The organism is Nocardia sp. NPDC041819 (assembly GCF_055590505.1).
The window spans coordinates 39,340-58,117 of record NZ_JBVJAP010000020.1 but is presented as its reverse complement, the minus strand read 5'-3'; the positions used below and the strand labels follow the sequence as shown (position 1 = coordinate 58,117).

At 68.6% G+C, this 18,778-nt stretch carries 18 protein-coding genes; 10 read left to right on the top strand and 8 right to left on the bottom strand.

Annotated features, from left to right (window positions below):
- Positions 1-66: 66 nt before the first annotated feature.
- Positions 67-1,017 (bottom strand): EamA family transporter, encoded by a 951-nt coding sequence (locus tag ACZ6DL_RS33960; RefSeq protein ID WP_466057336.1) that lies wholly within the window; start codon positions 1,015-1,017, stop codon positions 67-69.
- Positions 1,018-1,119: 102 nt separating this feature from the next.
- Between ACZ6DL_RS33960 and ACZ6DL_RS33955 the strand changes: the two genes are divergently transcribed.
- Positions 1,120-2,055 carry a LysR family transcriptional regulator gene (locus ACZ6DL_RS33955; protein WP_466057410.1) on the top strand — a complete coding sequence of 312 codons (936 nt, stop codon included), beginning with the start codon at positions 1,120-1,122 and terminating at the stop codon, positions 2,053-2,055.
- Between the two features lie 36 nt (positions 2,056-2,091).
- Here ACZ6DL_RS33955 and ACZ6DL_RS33950 read toward each other — a convergent pair whose 3' ends face one another.
- Both ACZ6DL_RS33950 and leuA read right to left on the bottom strand, forming a co-directional pair.
- Entirely contained in the window at positions 2,092-3,720 is a 1,629-nt protein-coding gene (locus ACZ6DL_RS33950) for a MinD/ParA family ATP-binding protein (RefSeq protein WP_466057334.1), read from the bottom strand.
- Between the two features lie 262 nt (positions 3,721-3,982).
- Positions 3,983-5,776: a 2-isopropylmalate synthase gene (leuA, locus tag ACZ6DL_RS33945; RefSeq protein WP_466057332.1), complete on the bottom strand. Its 1,794-nt coding sequence runs from the start codon at positions 5,774-5,776 to the stop codon at positions 3,983-3,985.
- Between the two features lie 269 nt (positions 5,777-6,045).
- Here leuA and ACZ6DL_RS33940 point away from each other — a divergent pair, with 269 nt between their 5' ends.
- From ACZ6DL_RS33940 to ACZ6DL_RS33925, 4 genes are all read left to right on the top strand, one after another.
- Positions 6,046-6,813, top strand: a complete 768-nt coding sequence (locus ACZ6DL_RS33940) for a sulfite exporter TauE/SafE family protein (RefSeq protein WP_466057330.1) — start codon at positions 6,046-6,048, stop codon at positions 6,811-6,813.
- 109 nt (positions 6,814-6,922) lie between these two features.
- Positions 6,923-8,551 (top strand): alpha/beta hydrolase, encoded by a 1,629-nt coding sequence (locus tag ACZ6DL_RS33935; protein ID WP_466057328.1) that lies wholly within the window; start codon positions 6,923-6,925, stop codon positions 8,549-8,551.
- A 76-nt stretch (positions 8,552-8,627) separates the two neighbouring features.
- Positions 8,628-10,247, top strand: a complete 1,620-nt coding sequence (locus ACZ6DL_RS33930) for a GMC oxidoreductase (protein ID WP_466057326.1) — start codon at positions 8,628-8,630, stop codon at positions 10,245-10,247.
- A 122-nt stretch (positions 10,248-10,369) separates the two neighbouring features.
- Positions 10,370-11,245, top strand: coding sequence for an ion transporter (locus ACZ6DL_RS33925; protein WP_466057324.1), 876 nt, complete (start codon positions 10,370-10,372; stop codon positions 11,243-11,245).
- On the opposite strand, the gene ACZ6DL_RS33920 is transcribed toward ACZ6DL_RS33925, so the two are convergent.
- A complete protein-coding gene (locus ACZ6DL_RS33920; RefSeq protein ID WP_466057322.1) occupies positions 11,223-12,434 on the bottom strand; it encodes a low temperature requirement protein A in 1,212 nt (403 codons plus the stop codon). The two genes, ACZ6DL_RS33925 and ACZ6DL_RS33920, sit on opposite strands and share 23 nt — an antisense overlap.
- An 83-nt stretch (positions 12,435-12,517) precedes the next feature.
- Positions 12,518-12,976 (bottom strand): SRPBCC family protein, encoded by a 459-nt coding sequence (locus ACZ6DL_RS33915; protein ID WP_040864430.1) that lies wholly within the window; start codon positions 12,974-12,976, stop codon positions 12,518-12,520.
- 252 nt (positions 12,977-13,228) lie between these two features.
- Between ACZ6DL_RS33915 and ACZ6DL_RS33910 the strand changes: the two genes are divergently transcribed.
- Positions 13,229-13,576 carry a sporulation protein gene (locus tag ACZ6DL_RS33910; RefSeq protein ID WP_466057319.1) on the top strand — a complete coding sequence of 116 codons (348 nt, stop codon included), beginning with the start codon at positions 13,229-13,231 and terminating at the stop codon, positions 13,574-13,576.
- A gap of 84 nt (positions 13,577-13,660) precedes the next feature.
- Here the strand turns inward: ACZ6DL_RS33910 and ACZ6DL_RS33905 are convergent, their stop codons facing one another.
- Together ACZ6DL_RS33905 and ACZ6DL_RS33900 are read right to left on the bottom strand one after the other, a co-directional pair.
- Complete coding sequence (locus ACZ6DL_RS33905; protein ID WP_040864432.1) at positions 13,661-13,852, bottom strand: DUF1918 domain-containing protein; 192 nt, start codon at positions 13,850-13,852, stop codon at positions 13,661-13,663.
- A 64-nt stretch (positions 13,853-13,916) separates the two neighbouring features.
- Positions 13,917-14,510 carry a TetR/AcrR family transcriptional regulator gene (locus ACZ6DL_RS33900; protein WP_466057317.1) on the bottom strand — a complete coding sequence of 198 codons (594 nt, stop codon included), beginning with the start codon at positions 14,508-14,510 and terminating at the stop codon, positions 13,917-13,919.
- 55 nt (positions 14,511-14,565) lie between these two features.
- Between ACZ6DL_RS33900 and ACZ6DL_RS33895 the strand changes: the two genes are divergently transcribed.
- The gene (locus tag ACZ6DL_RS33895) at positions 14,566-15,141 is read left to right on the top strand and encodes a dihydrofolate reductase family protein (protein ID WP_466057315.1); all 576 of its coding nucleotides are present in this window, start codon (positions 14,566-14,568) and stop codon (positions 15,139-15,141) included.
- A 30-nt stretch (positions 15,142-15,171) separates the two neighbouring features.
- Positions 15,172-15,747, top strand: a complete 576-nt coding sequence (locus tag ACZ6DL_RS33890) for a dihydrofolate reductase family protein (RefSeq protein ID WP_466057313.1) — start codon at positions 15,172-15,174, stop codon at positions 15,745-15,747.
- A gap of 94 nt (positions 15,748-15,841) precedes the next feature.
- Here ACZ6DL_RS33890 and ACZ6DL_RS33885 read toward each other — a convergent pair whose 3' ends face one another.
- Positions 15,842-16,255 (bottom strand): secondary thiamine-phosphate synthase enzyme YjbQ, encoded by a 414-nt coding sequence (locus ACZ6DL_RS33885; protein ID WP_466057311.1) that lies wholly within the window; start codon positions 16,253-16,255, stop codon positions 15,842-15,844.
- A gap of 163 nt (positions 16,256-16,418) precedes the next feature.
- On the opposite strand from ACZ6DL_RS33885, the gene ACZ6DL_RS33880 reads away from it, so the two are divergent.
- Together ACZ6DL_RS33880 and ACZ6DL_RS33875 are read left to right on the top strand one after the other, a co-directional pair.
- Positions 16,419-17,684: an aspartate kinase gene (locus ACZ6DL_RS33880; RefSeq protein ID WP_466057309.1), complete on the top strand. Its 1,266-nt coding sequence runs from the start codon at positions 16,419-16,421 to the stop codon at positions 17,682-17,684.
- A 3-nt stretch (positions 17,685-17,687) separates the two neighbouring features.
- Positions 17,688-18,722 (top strand): aspartate-semialdehyde dehydrogenase, encoded by a 1,035-nt coding sequence (locus tag ACZ6DL_RS33875; protein ID WP_062972283.1) that lies wholly within the window; start codon positions 17,688-17,690, stop codon positions 18,720-18,722.
- The last annotated feature ends 56 nt before the right edge of the window (positions 18,723-18,778 follow it).

Genomic DNA, 18,778 nt, shown 5'->3' with positions numbered 1-18,778 from the left:
TTCGAGGATCTCGCACCGACCCCGCGAAGCGATCGGTGCGACGCCGGATCAGGGCGTGACCGCCCGTCAGGCCGGGCGGCCGGAGTCCGCCAGTGCGGGGGCGCTCGGTGCCCCGGTGCGGATGTCGGTCGTCACGGCACGCGGCCTGCTCGACGTCGCGGCGAACGCGCCTGCCAGCACCACCACGCCTCCGACCAGCGACAACGGGGTCGGTGTCTCGCCGAGTGCAATCCAGGCGGCGGCGATCCCGACGATCGGAACGAGCAGTGAGAACGGCGCGACCAGCCCGGCGGGATAGCGCCCGAGCAGGTAGGTCCACAATCCCGTGCCCACGACGGTCGCGAGAACGGCGATATAGGCGAGAGCCAGCAGCGCGGGCAAACCCTCGGCTGTGAACGACTCGGCGATGGCGCGAGCGCCCGTGGTCGGCCCTTCGGCGACCATGGACAACGCGAACAGCGGCACCGGCGGAACGGCGGTGGTCCACAGCATCAGATGCAGCGGGTTGACGCCCGGGCTCTCGGTACCCGCCAGGCGCGCGCCGATGTTGCCGAAGGCCCAGCCGAGCCCGCCCGCCAAGGTGAGCAGCACCGGGAGCAGGGTCGCGTGTTCCAGCCGGTCCCAGCCGATCACCGCCATGCCCGCCACTGCCACGGCGATCCCCGCGACCTGCGCCGGGCGAATCCGCTCACCCAGCAGCAGCGCGCCGAGCAGCACGGTGAACGGCGCCGAGGATTGCAGGACCAGCGAGGCGAGCCCGGTCGGCATGCCCACCCGCATCGCCGTGAACAGGAACGCGAACTGCAGGATGCCGAATCCGGTGCCGTACAGCAGGATCCAGCGCATCCGCACCGGAGGGCGCGGAACGAACAGCAGCGCGGGCACCGCGAGCACCGCGAAGCGCAGTGCCGCGAAGAAGAACGGGGGGAAGTGGTCGAGCCCCACCCGGATGGCGAGGAAGTTCAATCCCCAGAGCAGGACAACGGTCAAGCCGAGCAGGCGGTCGCGGTTGGTCACGCACTACATCGTGCGGCTCGCTAATCATCAGGACAATCGAATAATAATGGATGAATAATGTAGTTTTACTTAATGGATAACCCGGTCACATCCGGTCCGCCCATGGCCCTGGAGCGGCTGCGGGTGCTGCGTGAACTGGCCGATCGAGGCACCGTTGCCGCCGTCGCAGCGGCGCTGTCGATGACGCCTTCCGCCGTCTCCCAGCAGCTCAAGGTGCTGGCAAGGGAAGCGGGCGTGGCCCTGCTCGAACCCGACGGCAGACGGGTCCGGCTCACCGATGCGGGCCGCGCCCTGGTGGTGCGCGCCGACGAAGTGCTCGCGGCCATGGATCGCGCGGTCGCCGAGATGGCGCACTATCGCGGCTCACCGCGCGGCCGGGTCCGCGTCGCGGTGTTCCCCTCCGGCGGCGCCCTGCTGCTGCCGCATGTGCTGCCCGGCATGGTGGACAGCGGTGTCGAGGTGGTCGCGCGGGACGAGGATGTGCCGCCGTCGGAGGTGGCGCGCCTGCTCGCCGACTACGACGTGGTCCTGACCCACCGCGACGAACGCGCCGCGCCCATCGCCGATCCGCGCGTCGCGACCCGGGTGCTCATGCGCGAGCCGATCGATGTCGTCGCGGCGCCGACGCATCGGCTCGCGGGCCGCTCGGCCGTGACGCCGGAGGAGTTGGCCGACGAGACCTGGCTGAGCGTGCGGGGCGGATTCCCCGTCGACGACGTGCTGCGCTCGATCGCCACCGTGACCGGAGTGCAACCGCGCATAGCGCAGCGCCTCAACGATTTCCGCGTCATCGAGACCTTGGTCGCCGTCGGCTACGGTGTCGCGCTCATGCCGCGCTACGCCGTGGGCCACCCCGAGCTGGCGGTGCTGCGGCTGTCCGGTGTGCGTGCCGCCCGGATGTACGAGCTGGCCACCCGGCCCCGGGCCGAGGCACGTCCGGCGATCGCGGCCGTGCTCGCGGCGTTCGAATCGGCCGCCAGGTCGGCGACGGCCGATTCCGGAACGCCGCACGGAAAAGGCACCGCCGCCCGGGCGTAGCTCCGGGCGGCGGCGTCGAGTCGGCCGATGAACCGATCAGAATCCCGGCGGCGGCTGGTGCCGGTAGGGATGCTGGGACTGTGAGCTGACGTAGCCGAAGTCGTCGGCGACCATCGCCGCCAGCTCCAGCAGCGCTCGCCGCGTCGGCTTGCTCACCAGTTCCAGATCGATCTCCGCGCCCTCGGCGAGGTGGTCGTCGAACGGCACCACCTGCACCGCGCGGGTGCGGTCGAGGAACAGCTTGCGCAGCTGGTCCAGATCGACGGTGGACGCGCCGCGCCGGGAAGCGTTCACCACCACGACCGTTCGCTCCACCAGCTTGCCGTAACCGTGGTGGTCGAGCCAGTCCAGCGTGGCCGACGCGCTGCGCGCACCGTCGATGGCGGGCGAGGTGACCAGCACCAGCGAACTCGCCATATCCAGCACGCCCGCCATCGCGGAGTGCATCAAGCCGGTGCCGCAGTCGGTCAGGATGATGTTGTAGAACGACTGCAGAATGCCGATCGCTTTGCGGTAGTCCGCTTCGCTGAACGCCTCGGAGACCGCCGGATCCTGTTCACTGGCAAGCACTTCCAAGCGGCTCGGCGCCTGCGAGGTGTGCGCCCGCACGTCGGAGTACCTGGTGATGTGCTGGTCTTCGAGGAGGTTGCGCACGGTGGAGCGGGTTTGCCGCGGCACCCGGTGCGCGAGCGTGCCCAGGTCGGGATTGGCGTCGATCGCGATGACCCGGTCGCCGCGCTGCGAGGCGAAGGTGGAGCCGAGACCGACCGTGGTGGTGGTCTTCCCGACGCCGCCCTTGAGCGAGAGGATCGCGATCCGGTAGTCCCCGCGTACCGGCTGGTTCACCCGGTCGACGAGGTCCTGGTAGACGATGTCGGCCGCCGACTCGCCCGGGTTGATCATGCCGCCGGACGCCTTGTGCACGGCACGGCGCCAACCGCTGCGCGGCGCCCTGCGGGCCCGCCTGAGCAGGTTGAGGTCGTTCACCGAATGCCCCGGCTGGCCGGGCTGCGGCACATGCTGCGGTTGGAACGGCGGTGCGGACAGATGCGGCGGACCGCCCTGCCAGCTCGGCACCTGCGGGTGCCCGAGCGGCGGCGGAGGCGGCGGTTGGTAAGGGGGCGGCGGAGGCTGATGCGTTACCGGCGGGGGCGGCGGCGCCCAGCTGTAGATCGGGCCGCTGGGTTGATCCTGCTGCGGCGCACCGGATTCGGGCTGCGCGGAATCCACCGGAACCCGCCGGACCAAGCCGTCGCCGCCGATCTCCTGGCGGTACTCCCCGTAACCGGGATGGGGTCCGTCGGGAGGTGGGGCTATCGGGTGGCTACCGCTGTGACTCGGCTGCGGCTGAAATGCGCCGGTAGGGAACGGCTCCCCCGGAAACGGCGACGGAGGGGGATACGGGCCCGGGCTCGGCGGGGCGTACGAACCGTAGGGCTCGGCCGGTCCTGCCTGCGGGGGAGCCCAAGCCTGCGCCGGTGCGGCTGCTTGCGGGTAGACCGTGGTCTGCTCCGTCGAGCCTTGCGGCTCCGGCTGTTCGGGCTGTGCGTCCGGCTGGGCAGGCCCATCCGCCACGTCGGATTCCTTCGCTTCCTCGCCGCCGATCGGTTCGGCCGACGGATCGATGGCCGCTGACTCCGCGTCGCTGACTTCGGCCGTATCCACGGAATGACTCTGCAGCCAGGGCGGTGAGGTCGGATTGTGGTCGTTAGTTGTCACGGTTCCCCCATCTGCTCGGGAATTCGAGCAGAGAGCTCGGCGCTTGGAGTGCGAATCCCACGCTAGCACGGGGTTCGCTACGCCGTGTCGCGGTAGGCGTGCCGGACGTGGGGAGCGGCGCGGCCCACAAGCGGTCTGCGCCAGCGGGATCGGGCGCCGCGCGGTGAAACCGTCGCGACGCCCGTCCGAGTCCTTCCGGAATGCGCTGTCAGTGCGCCCGGTTCACCGCCGACACCACCGCGCGCAGCGACGCGGTCGTGATCGAGGTGGCGATGCCGACGCCCCACACCACCCTGTCGCCGATCGCGCACTCCACGTAGGCGGCGGCCTGCGCGTCGTCGCCCGCGGACATCGCGTGCTCGGAGTAGTCCAGCACCTCGACGTCGAAGCCGACCGCGGCGATCGCGTCGACGAACGCCGCCAGCGGCCCGTTGCCCTTGCCGGTGATCTCCTGCTCGACGCCGTCGACCTTCACCACGGCCACGATGGAGTCGACCCCGCCGTCGGTCTCCGACGCGGTGACCTTCTGGCGCATCCGCTCCAGCGGGCGGATCGGGCGCAGGTACTCCTCGTGGAAGACGTCCCACATCTCCTTGGGCGTCACCTCGCCGCCCTCGCCGTCGGTGATCTTCTGGATCGCCTGGGAGAACTCGATCTGCAACCGCCGGGGCAGCGCCAGCCCGTGGTCGGTCTTCATGATGTAGGCGACGCCGCCCTTGCCGGACTGCGAGTTGACCCGAATCACCGCCTCGTAGGTGCGGCCGACGTCCTTCGGGTCGATCGGCAGGTAGGGCACCTCCCAGACGATGTCGTCGACATCCGCCCCGGCGGCGTCGGCCGTGGCCTTCATCGCGTCCAGGCCCTTGTTGATGGCGTCCTGGTGGCTGCCGGAGAACGCGGTGTAGACCAGGTCGCCGCCGTACGGGTGGCGCTCGTGCACCGGCAGCTGGTTGCAGTACTCGACGGTCCGGCGGATCTCATCGATGTCGGAGAAGTTGATCTGCGGGTCGATGCCGCGGGAGAACATGTTCATCCCCAGGGTGACCAGGCAGACATTGCCGGTGCGCTCGCCGTTGCCGAACAGGCAGCCCTCGATCCGGTCGGCGCCCGCTTGGTAGCCCAGCTCGGCGGCGGCCACCGCGGTGCCGCGGTCGTTGTGCGGGTGCAGCGACAGCACGATCGAGTCGCGGCGGGCCAGGTTGCGGCTCATCCACTCGATCGAGTCGGCGTAGACGTTCGGCGTGGCCATCTCCACGGTGGCGGGCAGGTTGATGATCAGCGGCTTGTCCGGCGTCGGCGCGATGATCGCCGAGACCGCGTCGCAGACGTCCTTCGCGTACTCCAGCTCGGTGCCGGTGTAGGACTCCGGGCTGTACTCGTAGCGCCAAGAGGTGTCCGGGTAGCGCTGCTCGATCTCCAGGCACAGCGCGGCGGCGTCGGTGGCGATCTTCTTCACCGCCGCACGGTCGGCGCGGAACACCACCTTCCGCTGCAGGATCGAGGTGGAGTTGTAGAAGTGCACGATGACGCTCTGCGCGCCCGCGCATGCTTCGAACGTGCGTTCGATCAGCTCCGGGCGGCACTGGGTCAGCACCTGGATGGTCACGTCGTCGGGGATCGCGCCGTCCTCGATGATCTCGCGGACGAAGTCGAAATCGGTCTGGCTCGCCGAAGGGAACCCGACCTCGATCTCCTTGTAGCCCATCCGCACCAGCAGGTCGAACATGCGGCGCTTGCGGGCCGGGCTCATCGGGTCGATCAACGCTTGGTTGCCGTCACGCAGGTCGACCGCGCACCAGCCCGGCGCCCGGTCGATGACCCGGTCCGGCCAGGTGCGGTCGGGCAGCGTGATCGGCTCGACCTCCTCGGCGAACGGCCGGTACCGGAACGTGGGCATCGAGGAGTTCTTCTGTTTGTTCCACCCGGGCTGGTCGGCTGGGGCGGGCTTGCTCGGCGCGGTGATGGTGCGCGCGGCGGATACGAATGCGTCAGCAGGGGACATGGGGGTTTCTCCCGAGGATGTCGTTTTTCCCAATGGGCTGGGTCGACCGGCGCGGCAAAACCCCGCGACGGGAGCCGGTCCGATCAGACCCCGTCGCGGCGGTCGAGAAGAAGTGCCCGCTGCATGATGTCCGCGAGTTTACCGTGCCGCAGTTCGGGCGGGAAGGGAGGTCCGTCGTCGGGTGATCCGACGACCCGGCTACCGTTCGGTCCGGCAGTGGACAACGCTTGTACGGGCCCGTGGTCCGGCGGGACGTCGAAGGATTGGCTATGACCTGGCTGGAGCAACTGGCCGTCTTCGGTGCGGGCATCGCGGCGGGCGGCATCAACACCATCGTCGGCTCCGGCACGCTGCTCACGTTTCCCGTTCTGCTGGCGTTCGGCCTTCCTCCGGTGACCGCGAACGTCTCCAACACCATCGGTCTGGTCCCCGGCTCGATCAGCGGTGTGCACGGATATCGCAGGGAACTCGCAGGCCAGCGCGACCGGCTGGTGCGGCTGGGCACCGCGTCGTTGCTCGGCGGCATCACCGGCGCGGTCCTGCTGCTGGTCTTACCGGCCGGCGCGTTCAAGGCGATCGTGCCCATATTGATCATCCTGGCACTGGTGCTGGTGGTCGTGCAGCCGCGATTGGCAGACTGGGTCAAGCGCCGCAGGGAGAACGACGGCGCCCCGGCTCCCTCGCACGGCGGCCCCGTCCTGTTCGCCGCGATCTTCGCCACAGGTGTCTACGGCGGGTACTTCGGAGCCGCCCAAGGCGTGCTGCTGATCGGTTTGCTGGGCGTTTTCGTACACGACGACATCCAGCGCCTCAACGGAGTGAAGAACGCGCTCGCCCTGATCGTGAACGCGGTGTCCGCGCTGATCTTCATCGTCGTGGCGGACGTCGACTGGCGTGCGGCGGTGCTGATCGCGCTCGGCTCGATCATCGGCGGGCAGCTCGGCGCGCGGCTGGGGAGGCGGATGCCGCCGGTCGCGCTGCGCGCGGTCATCGTCGTCGTCGGCGTCATCGCGGTGATCCGCCTGATAGCGTCCTAGGGCGGGGCAGATGGCAACGACGATGCGTACGAACCGGTAGTGCCGCGGAAAATCTCAGGGTCGGATGTCAATCCTCAGGGTGACGACGCCCGCCCGCGCGGGGCACAGGATGAGTGCCGTGCCTAGCTGGAAGATCGTCATCGCCGCCGCGCTCGCCGCCGCACTGCCCGCGGTGAGCGGCTGCGGCGGACCGCCGAGCCGACACGAGTCGGCCGTCGCGGAACTGGCCGCGCAGGCCGACGCGGCGCCGACGCCGCTGCTCGAGTGGGCGCCGTGCGCGGAGCCGAAGCTGAACAGGTTCCAATGCGCGACCGCGCAGGTGCCGGTGGACTACGCCCATCCGGACGGACCGACCCTTGGGCTGGCGGTAGTGCGTCAGCAGGCCACCGACCCACAGCGGCGGATCGGCACGCTGTTCTCCGCCGTCGGCGGTCCCGGTGGGTCGGGGCTGCGTTGGGCGGAGCAAGGGGAACTGCTCGGCGGCGAGCTCGCGCGCCGCTTCGACGTGATCACCTTCGACCAGCGCGGGATCGGCCGCAGCGGACAGGTGCGGTGCTTCGCGGACACCGGACAGCAGCACCGGTTCTGGTCCGGCGCGGTGTTGGCGCCGGTGAATCCGGAGCAGGAGCGTGCGGCCGACACGGCGAGCCGTGAGCTGGCCGCCGGTTGCGCGGCACACGGCGGCGCGCTGCTCGGCCACCTGACCACCGTGGACGCGGCGCGCGACCTGGACCTGCTGCGCCGAGCCGTCGGCGATCCGCAGCTGACCTATGAAGGCGGTTCCTACGCGAGCTACCTGGGCCAGGTGTACGGCGCGCTGTTCGGCGATCGGGTGCGCGCGCTGCACCTGGCGTCGGTGATCGACCCGGACGCGTACACCAATGACACGCGAAGCGCCATCGAGAACCGCGCGGCCGGAACCGAAGAAGTGCTCGGTGAATTCCTGCGGCTGTGCGCGGACGCGGGACGGGAGCGCTGCGCCTTCGCCGCGCCGGGCGGTCATGGCGACGCCGTCGTGAGCGGAGGTGCGGGCGCTCCCGTCCGCCCCGCAGACCTCCGCACCCGCAATGATGCTGTGCTGCAACGTCTTCGCGAGGGTCCCCTCGTGGTGGGGGCCGGAGAGCGGGCGCGGACGGTCACCTATGCCGAGGTGCTGTCGTCGCACGCGCTGTTGCTGTACGACCCGGAACGGGGCTGGCCCGCCCTGGCCGAACTGCTCGTCGAGCTGGAACGCGGATCAGCGGGCAACCCCGACGCGGTGGGCGAGATCCTGTCGGCGACCGCGCAACCGGACGATTTCCTCGACTCTTTCACCGCGATTTCCTGCGCGGACAACAGCTTTCCGCGTGATCCCGGCCAATGGCCCGGCATGGCAAGAGATCTGGCCGGCGTCAGCCCGACCTACGGCGCGTTCTGGTTGTCGTTGCTCCACGCGTGCGCCTTCTGGCCGTCCCCGCCCGAGGGGTATGCCCAGCGGTATACCGGGCCGTGGATCCTGCGATCGGACACCCCGGCCGTGTTGGTCGCCAACCGATTCGACCCGGCCACTCCGCTCAGCGGCGCGCGGCGCGCGCAGCAGGAATTGGTGAACGCGCGGTTGGTCGTCGTCGAGGACGGGTACGGGCACACCCCGCTGAACGAATGCACCCGGAAGCTGCGCGAGCGTTATCTCATCGACCTACAGCTACCCGCACCCGGAGCGACCTGTCGCCCCGATGAGCTGCCGTTCGACCGATAGCAAAAACGGATATCTGTTCACAAAACGGGAATACCGGTAATCTGCGCACGCTAAGCCTGATGATGGAAGGTGACCGGTGCGTAGACGTGCCTTGTTCAAGGCGGCGGGCACCGCCGCCCTGCTCGGTGCTGTGGGGACCATGACGGGGACGAGCACGGCGTCCGCCGACCCGATGTGGGAATCCTTGTTCCGCGCCTGGGTTCCGGAGATCTTCGCTCCGATTCCCGACCCGGCGGAGCACTCGCCGGCGATCGTCATCGGCTCGGGCTTCGGCGCCGCCGTGACCGCGTTGCGCCTGGCCGAGGCCGGGATCGTCACCACCGTGCTGGAACGCGGTTCGCGCTGGCCGAACGACCCGTGGCGGGAGATCTTCACCGGCGACGACCTGCCCGACGGCCGCGGCTTCTGGCACCGCACCCAGTTCACCGGCGTCACCAAGGTGCCGATGCATTTCGCCAGTTTCGGCGGCGTGCTGGACTGCACCGAGTATCCGGGCATCGACGTCTGGCGCGCGGCGGCGGTCGGCGGCGGCTCGGTGATCTTCAGCGGGGCCATGATCGCCCCGCAGCGCCGCTTCTTCGACCACGTCTTCGGTGGCACCGTCGATTACGGCGAGATGGAGCGCGTCTACTACCCGCGCGTGCGGGACATGCTGCGGCTGAGCCCGATGCCCGCGGACATCTACAACTCCTCGCCGTTCACGCATTCCCGTGCCTGGGACGACCAGGTGCGCAAAGCCGGCTACCAGCCGCAGGCGAACGACTCGATCTTCAACTGGGACATCCTGCGCGCCGAACTCGCGGGTGGCGCGAAGCCTTCGGCCACGGCGGCCAGGAGCAACCTGGGCAACTCCAACGGCGCCAAGTTCGACCTGAACCAGAACTACTTGGCCTACGCGCAGGGCACCGGACGGTGCGGGGTCTTCCCCGGCCATCGGGTGGACGCCATCGCGCAGGAATCCGGCGGCCGCTACGCGGTCACCGTGACGAAGCTGTCGCCGACCGGTGAGGTGCTGTCCACCCGCACCCTCACCTGCGATCGGCTCTTCCTCGGCGCCGGATCGATCGGCACCTCCGAACTGCTGGTCCGCGCCCAGGCCACCGGCGCGCTGCCGAACCTGAACGAACACGTCGGCGACGGCTGGGGCACCAACGGTGATGTGGTGCTCGCCCGCGGAGCCAGCGCGCTCGCCGGTCACGGCCAAGGCGTGCCGAGCGCGAGCCGTATCTTCGACGAATCCGGCGTACCGCTGACCCTGGAGAGCTGGTACATCCCCGGGATCCCGTTCGAGACCGGCGCGCTGGCCTCGCTCGGCATGGTGCTCGACCCGACCCGTACCCGGTTCGGCTACGACCGGGCCGCGAACCGGGTCGGGCTGAGCTGGTCGGCCGAGAACCGGGAGGACACCGTGGCGGCGGCCAGGGCGGTCGACCACCGGATCGCCGAACGAGCGGACGCCCTCGTCGAGTACAGCGCACTCGGCTACGACGCGAACGCGCTGTTCACCGCGCATCCGCTCGGCGGAGCGGTGCTGGGGCGGGCCACCGACGGCTACGGCCGCGTGCACGGTCATCCCGGCCTCTACGTGATGGACGGCGCGGCGATCCCGGGCAGCACGGGGACGGTCAATCCGTCGCTCACCATCGCCGCGCTGGCCGAACGCAATATCGAGGCGATCGTTCGCGCCGGTCGCTGAGCACGCGGCATCCGGGCGGAGCGTCCGTCCGGGTGCTGCTTCCAGGAGTATCGCCAACCGTGCCGAGCATGCTTTCGGCGTACTAATGTCGGCGGCACCGTTCGGCGTCGAAGGGATTCGCAGTGTCCGCTCCCGCTTCCAGCTCGGGCATCGAGAGTTCTTCCGCCGATCGATACGGGCTGCGGGAATCGCCGCAGCCGCAGGACTATCCGCGCAAGCCGCCGATGCTGTGGACCGATTTCGTGATGCTCGCGCTGGCCGTCGTGTCTGTGGCGCTGGTCGCGTGGATCACCTTCTTCCCGGTCTCAGGGCACACCTACCACGCGGTCGTGGTCGCCGACTGGTCCTTGTGCGCGGTGTTCGCGCTCGAGTTCCTGTGGCGCTGGCGCCGCGCGGGCTGGCCGTGGACCTTCCCGCTCGTGTACTGGTACGAGGTCCTCGGCATGATCCCGGTGACCAGCCTGTTCTTCCGCGGCTTCCGGCTGTTGCGGATCGTGGTGATCGTCGTCCGGCTCGCCCGGGTGGCCGATCGCCTGTTCGGCGACCGGGTGACGGCCGCGGTGGTGAACCGGTTCGTGGCGACCATCGTCGACACCATCCGCCGTCCGATGACGATCGCGGTGATGGACGAGGTGGCGCAGGTGCTGCGCACCGGCCACTACACCCGCAACATCGCGGCCGCTCTCGAGGAGAACCGCGCCGAACTGGACGAGATGATCCTCGAGCTGATCAAGAAGGACCCGCAGGCGGGCCGGGTGCGCTACATCCCGTTCCACGACGAGATCATCCGGCTGATCGCCGACACCACCTTCCGCATCGTGTTCCAGGTGCTGGAGGATCCGCGCACCGACGAACTCGTCGCGGACGTGCTGCGGGAGAACATCGATCAGATCCGCGACGCGGTCCGCGACGGTGTGCGGGTGCCGCCGTCCGCGTACGGACCGACACCCGACGAGGACTGCGTGCGGCATCGCGTCACTCGGGCACCGCGTGCCTGATCGCGTCCCGCGGCTGTGCCAAACGCACGGTCTCCCAAGTGATCAGCGCGATCAGGACGACACACAGCAGGGCCAGCGACGCCAGCGCGGGCAGAGCGCAGGCCAACGGGATGAGCGCCAGCAGCACGGCCACGGCGACTACGCGGGGCATCGTGACGGTGCCGGTGGCGAAGTGCTTGAACCCCACCAGCGCGATCAGATACAAAACGACGCCGCCGTAGAGCGCGTACAGCGGGATGCCGTACAGCGCGTCCTTCAGGGTGTGGTGCGAGGAATCCCCGACGTAGTAGAGAACTTTCTTCAGCCCCAGTGACAGCGCGATGATCCCGACGATCATCGGGAAATGCCAGAAGGTGTAGGAACCTTGCGCGATCTTGATCTGCCGCCTGCCCTCGGCGTGGACGAGTTCGTGCTCCACCGCCAGAGCGGCGACGTCGAAGTACGCCCACCACAGCAGACCGGAAATGGCCAGGCCGAGTAGCGAGCCGAGAGCGATCGGCCAAGAGATCGGCAGGCCGGCCACCCCGATGCCGATCGAGACGATCGATTCCCCGAGCGCGACGATGACGATCAGCCCGTAGCGCTCGACGAAATGCCTGGCCGAATTCAACCGCCAATCGGTGCCTGCGAACAACGTCCACAGGTAGTCGCCCGCGATCGCGGCGATCCACAGCGCGATCTGCACCCGGCCGGTGGTCAGCGCGGCGACGACCAGCAGCGTGGTGCCGAGGGTGATCGAACCGAGCGCCCAGCGCAGCAACTGGCCGCGCAATTGCGGATCATCGGCACTGGCCAGCCAGAACATCCCGAGGTGCACCAATCGCACCACCAGGTAGGCGACGGCGAAGACCAGCGGCCCGAACCATCCGCCGGTCTTGTCGTCGAACGCCTCCGGGATGGTGAGCGCGGCGAGGAACGCGCCGCCCATGGCCGCGAACATCGCCACCCGTGCGAGGCCCTCGTCGGCGCGGACCACATTGCCGAGCCAGGAGTAGGCGATCCACAGCCACCACATCACCGCGAGCACCAGCGCCGCGCGCAGCGCGTTCTTCGCGCTGGTGTCGTCCGCGATCAAGCCGGTGACCATGGTGAACGCGAAGACGAGCACCAGGTCGAAGAACAGCTCGAGCTGGGTCACCGAGGCGTCTTCGGCCATCGGCTGGAACCGCACTCGTTTGGAACCGATCATGCCGCTCATCGTCGCACCCCGATCGGTTCGGCGCCGGTTCGCTGCCGCGCCCGCCCGCCGATTTCGCGCAGAGCGCAGCGCGGCTACACGGGTTGATAGGTCTCCGTTTCGGGGAACCGCTCGGCGAAATCGATGAAACACTCCGCGACCACTTCATTGGCCTTGCGGAAAGTGCGTTTCAGCAGAAATCCGGGAACAGGGAGGGGCAGATAGAGCTCGACGTGGTACCAGACGTGCGTGCCGTCGACGCTGTCGGACACTTCGAAAAAGCCGCCACCCCGGACGCCCCGGGTGCTGTCGGCGACAACCCAGGAGGACCGGTCGTCGGTCCAATCATATTCGAGCACTTGCAGATCCGAGCTGCCGAGCAGTTCCGCCTTGAGGAAGACGCGCCGCGGCCTGCGCCGGGCGTCGCGGGTGGCGACCCGCACGTCGCTGTAGGAGGACGACCATTCCGGAAGCGATTCGACGGCTGTCAGGGCATCCATGACCTGTTCGGGATCGGTATCGACGAAGAATCGGATATCCGTTTTGGTGCGCATGGCATACCTCCGACCCCCGGTTGGACAAGTCGGCCGATTGTCTCCGCGATTTGTCCGGTTCGTCAACCTGACTGTGCGAGACCACATCTCGGCTAACCGGATAACGTGCCGTTATCAGGTCGAGATCGGCGATCGGCTACCGATGGAACAACTTCCGGACGGAAGGATGGGGTCGGCCGCAGGTTCGCGCGCCTACGATCGGATCCGAATGGGCGCCGGTCCGCGGCGCCGTCGGTCGGGCGGGAGGATGTCATGAAATACGCCGAACTGCTGGCGCAGGCGCGGGACGCGATCACGGTGCGCCGGGTCTACGGGGACCCCTACGAAGCCGGTGGGGCGATAGTCATTCCCGCCGCCTCGGTCGGCGGCGGTGGTGGCGGCGGCGGAGGCGGCGGGAACAGTCCGGACGGGGAGGGTGCCGGGGAAGGGGCGGCGTTCGGAGTAGGCGCCAAGCCCGTCGGCGCCTATGTGCTCCGCGACGGGCGATTGACCTGGCATCCGGCCGTGGATGTCAACGCGATCATCGAGACGGCGGGCAAGGTGCTGATCGCGGGGGTGCTGGCCTTCGCGCTGACCCGCTACGCCAAACGCCGCGCCTGACCGGCGCGGCGAGCGGCGTCTCCCGTCGGCGAGCACCGGACCGAGCGCGGGCGAGGCCGCCCGGCGCGCGATCCGGCGCGGCGTTCATTCCGATGTGGCGGGCTCGACGATCGCGTCGGGCCCTGGATACACCAGCGACTCGTGACCGTCGGAGAAGCGCACCACGTAGGGCGGCGTCCCCTCCGGCCCGCGGACCTCGATGATCTCGGCCAGGTGATCCACTTCTCCCACCACGTGTCCGTGCACGCAGAGTCGATCTCCTACATGTGCGATCATCGCCCCATTATCGAACGCCAGTGGTGCGCGTCACAACCACTCGGGCGAAGGCAGCGGATCCGATTCAGTCGTCCGCACTGATCACGCGCTCGACCGCGGCTTCGATCAATGCCCGGCTCTGCTCCTCGGTGAACACGTCGGGCAGCGTCATCCGGTCGACGATCAGCCAGTTCAGTGCGAGGTAGAGCAACAGCACCGACTTCTCGTCACCGGGCAGCCCCGCCGCCAAATGGTTGCGCACGTTGTAGTCGATGTCCTCGCGCACCCGCTCGGTCAGCACCGCGCGTAATTCCGGCCGCCGGGTCGCCTCCAGGCGCAATTCGAGCAGCGCGAGGTAGCCGGTGCGGAACGCCTCGATGCGTTCGACCGTCTCCGTCATCAGCTCGACGATATTGGCGCGGGTCTTCGGCCCGTCGGTCAGTTGGGTCATCGTGGCTTCGCTCGGCTGTAGCCGCTCGTAGAACCGTCGGCCCGCCTGGGTGAGCAGGTCGTCGCGGTTGGCGAAGTAGTTCGACGCCGTGCCCGCGGGTACCCCGGCCTCCTTGTCCACCGCGCGGAAGGTCAGTCCGCGCGCCCCATCGCGCGCCAAGACCTCGATCGCGGCATCGACCAGCGTCTGTCGTCGCTCCGGATTGGTCCGCACTTGACACCACTCCATTCGTAGTACTATCTTCCAATCACTACATGCAGAGTACTACAAGTGAGGTGCTGGTATGCGAAAGCTGGTCTACTACGTGGCTGTGTCGCTGGACGGCTACATCGCGGGCCCGGCGGGGGAGTTCGACTTCTATCCGTCCGACGCCGAAATGACCGCGTGGCTCAACGGCCGGTATCCGGAATTCGTGCCGAGTCACTTGCGTCCGCTCGTGGGGATGGCGGTGGACGAACCGAACAAGCGGTGCGACACCGCCGTGATGGGCCGCCGCAGCTACGAACCGGCCCTGTCCGAAGGCGTGACCAGCCCGTATGCGCACCTGAAGCAGTACGTGGTGTCCAGCACGCTCGGGCGCATCGACGATCCGGCCGTCGAACTGGTCGAACGCGACCCGCTCGGCCTGGTGCGGGAGCTGAAGCAAGCCGAAGGCGGGGACATCTGGCTGGTCGGCGGTGGCGAACTCGCCGCCCAACTGCTGGGCGAGCTGGACGAGATGATCATCAAGAGTTACCCGGTGGTCGCGGGCGGCGGAATATCCGCGTTCTCCCGCGCGTTCCGTCCCACTTTGTTCGCCCCGGTACAACGCAAAGAGTTCGACAACGGTGCGCAGGTCACCTGGTTCACGCGGGCCTGAGTTCCCGATCTTCCCTCCGAAAGGTGCTTCATGCGAAAACTCGTCTATTTCGTCGGCCTCTCCCTCGACGGCTACATCGCGGGGCCGAACGGTGAGATCGACTTCTTCCCGGTGGGCGATGAGATGTGGGAGTGGCTGCGCGCGGAGTATCCCGAGACGCTGCCCACCCACGCGCGGCCGCATATCGGACTCCCCGTGGACGCGCCCAATCAGAAGTTCGACACTCTCGTCATGGGGCGCGGTACCTACGATCCCGCGCTGGCCATCGACGTGACCAGCCCGTACGCCCACATGAAGCAGTACGTGGTGTCCAGCACGCTCGGCCGAATCGAGGACCCGGCGGTAGAACTGGTCGAGCACGACCCGGTGGGGCTGGTCCGCGAACTGAAGCGGCAGGACGGTAAGGACATCTGGCTGGCGGGTGGCGGCCTGCTCGCCGCCGCGCTGCTGGAGGAGATCGATGAGCTGGTGATCAAGAGCTATCCGGTCGTCGCGGGCACCGGGGTACCCGGCTTCGCGGGCGAGTTTCGTCCGACGCTGTTCCGGCCGACCGAGCGCAAGGCCATCGGCGACGGTGTCCAGGTCAGCTGGTTCACCCGGGCCTGAGCCTGCGCCCGGCCTCGGGGACGCGGCCGGCTCGGTGGTCGAGTCGGGAGCGATCTGCCCGTTGCCGCCTGCGCTCCGCCCGGAGAGACCCGGGTCAGCTCGCGTCGGTGAGGAACGACAGTCGCACCTGCCGGTCCGGGTTGTCGACATTGAGATCGACCAGCGCGATCGATTGCCAGGTGCCGAGGGCGAGCTTCCCGCCGATCACCGGAACGGTCGCGTACGGCGCGATCAGGGCGGGCACGACGTGGGAGCGTCCGTGTCCGCGCGAGCCGTGCGCGTGCCGCCACCGGTCGTCGGCGGGCAGCAGATCGCGCAGCGCGGCCAGCAGATCGTCGTCGCTGCGCGCGCCGAGTTCCATGACCGCGATCCCCGCGGTGGCGTGCGGCACGAAGACGTGCAGCAGCCCGTCACCGCCGGCTGAACGCGCGAAAGTCGCGCACTGCGGCGTGATGTCCTGTACCACTTCACTGTGGCCTGTTCGCACCTCGAGCAGTGTGCTCTTCATGTGCACATCGTCCCTCATCCGTCGCGGCCTTCGCGGTGCTATCGGGATGGGATGCGGCTGTGGGCTTTTCCACAAGCCGGGTAGGTAGCGGCAAAACCGCTGGCCTCGGCCGGTACCCTGAATGACTGTTACCAGTTTGTTGTCGATCTTGGAGGACCCTGTCGTGGCTCTCGTGGTTCAGAAGTACGGAGGATCCTCGGTGGCGACCGCCGAGCGTATCCGGCGCGTCGCTGAACGGATCGTGGAGACCAAGAAGCAGGGCCACGATGTGGTGGTCGTCTGCTCCGCCATGGGTGACACCACCGACGAGCTGCTCGATCTCGCGCAGCAGGTGGCGCCGTCGCCGCCCGCCCGCGAGATGGACATGCTGCTCACTTCCGGTGAGCGCATCTCCAACGCGCTGGTCGCCATGGCCATCCACTCCCTCGGTGCCGAGGCCCGCTCGTTCACCGGTTCGCAGGCGGGTGTGATCACCACCGGCGCCCACGGCAACGCGAAGATCATCGATGTGACCCCCGGTCGCGTCCGCGCCGCACTGGACGAGGGCCTCGTCGTCCTGGTCGCGGGCTTCCAGGGCGTGAGCCAGGACAGCAGGGACGTCACCACGCTGGGTCGCGGCGGCTCGGACACCACGGCCGTCGCGCTGGCGGCCGCGCTGCAGGCCGATGTGTGCGAGATCTACACCGACGTGGACGGCGTCTTCACCGCCGATCCGCGGATCGTGCCCGACGCGCAGCGGCTCGAGCAGGTCTCCTACGAGGAGATGCTGGAACTGGCGGCCTGCGGGGCAAAGGTGCTGATGCTGCGCTGCGTCGAATACGCCCGCCGCTACAACGTGCCCGTGCATGTGCGCTCGTCCTACACCGACAAGCAGGGCACCTACGTTTACGGATCGATGGAGGACATCCCCTTGGAGCAAGCAATCCTCACCGGCGTCGCGCACGACCGCAGCGAGGCCAAGGTGACCGTGGTCGGGCTGCCGGACGAACCGGGCTACGCCGCCAAGGTGTTCCGCGCCGTCGCCGACTCGGAGATCAACATCGACATGGTCCTGCAGAACATCTCGAAGATCGAGACCGGCAAGACCGACATCACGTTCACGCTGCCGAAGTCCGAGGGCGCCCGCGCGGTCGAGATGCTGACCAAGCGCCAGGCCGAGATCGGCTTCTCCCAGGTGCTCTACGACGATCACATCGGCAAGGTGTCGCTGGTAGGCGCGGGCATGAAGAGCCACCCGGGCGTCACCGCCACCTTCTGCGAGGCGCTGGCCGAGGCGGGGGTGAACATCGACCTGATCTCCACCTCGGAGATCCGGATCTCCGTGCTGGTCAAGGACACCGAACTGGACGAGGCCGTGCAGGTGCTGCACAGGGCCTTCGATCTGGGCGGCGACGAGGTCGCGGTGGTCCACGCGGGAACGGGGCGATAGGTCATGGGAGTTCGAGTAGGAGTCGTCGGCGCGACCGGGCAGGTCGGCGCCGTCATGCGGAAACTGCTGGACGAGCGCGACTTCCCGGCCGACGAGCTGCGGTTCTTCGCCTCCGCCCGTTCGGCGGGCAAGACGCTGCCCTGGCGCGGTCGCGAGATCGTGGTCGAGGACACCGAGACCGCGGATCCGTCCGGTTTGGACATCGCGCTGTTCTCGGCGGGCGCCACCATGTCCCGCGTGCAGGCGCCGCGTTTCGCCGCGGCGGGCGTCACGGTGATCGACAATTCCTCGGCGTGGCGCAAGGACCCCGAGGTCCCGCTGGTGGTCAGCGAGGTCAACCCGGAGCAGACGCGCAACCTGGTCAAGGGCATCATCGCCAATCCGAACTGCACCACGATGGCGGCCATGCCGGTGCTCAAGCCGCTGCACGACATCGCCGGTCTGCGCCGTCTGATCGTGTCCAGCTACCAGGCCGTCTCCGGCAGCGGCCTGGCCGGTGTCGAAGAGCTGGCGAGCCAGGCCCGCGCGGTGATCGGCGACGCCGAGAAGCTGACCCACGACGGCCGCGCCGTGGACTTCCCCGCCCCGAACAAGTACGTCGCCCCGATCGCGTTCAACGTGCTCCCGCTGGCGGGTTCGCTGGTCGACGACGGCTCCGGCGAGACGGACGAGGATCAGAAGCTGCGCAACGAGAGCCGCAAGATCCTCGGCATCCCGGATCTGGCCGTGAGCGGCACCTGCGTTCGCGTGCCGGTCTTCACCGGCCACTCGCTCTCGGTGAACGCCGAATTCGCCGAGCCGCTCTCGGTCGAGCACGCGAAGGAGATCCTGGCCAAGGCGCCCGGCGTGAAGCTGGTCGACGTGCCGACCCCGCTGGCCGCGGCGGGCATCGACGAGTCGCTCGTCGGTCGCATCCGCCAGGACCCGGGCGTTCCGGACGGCCGCGGGCTCGCGTTGTTCATCTCCGGTGACAATCTGCGTAAAGGCGCTGCCCTCAACACCATTCAGATCGCCGAGGTGCTGATCGGCGACCGCTGAGACGGATCGATCGAACGGGCCGCGGACTTTCCGCGGCCCGTTCGTCGTTTCCGGAA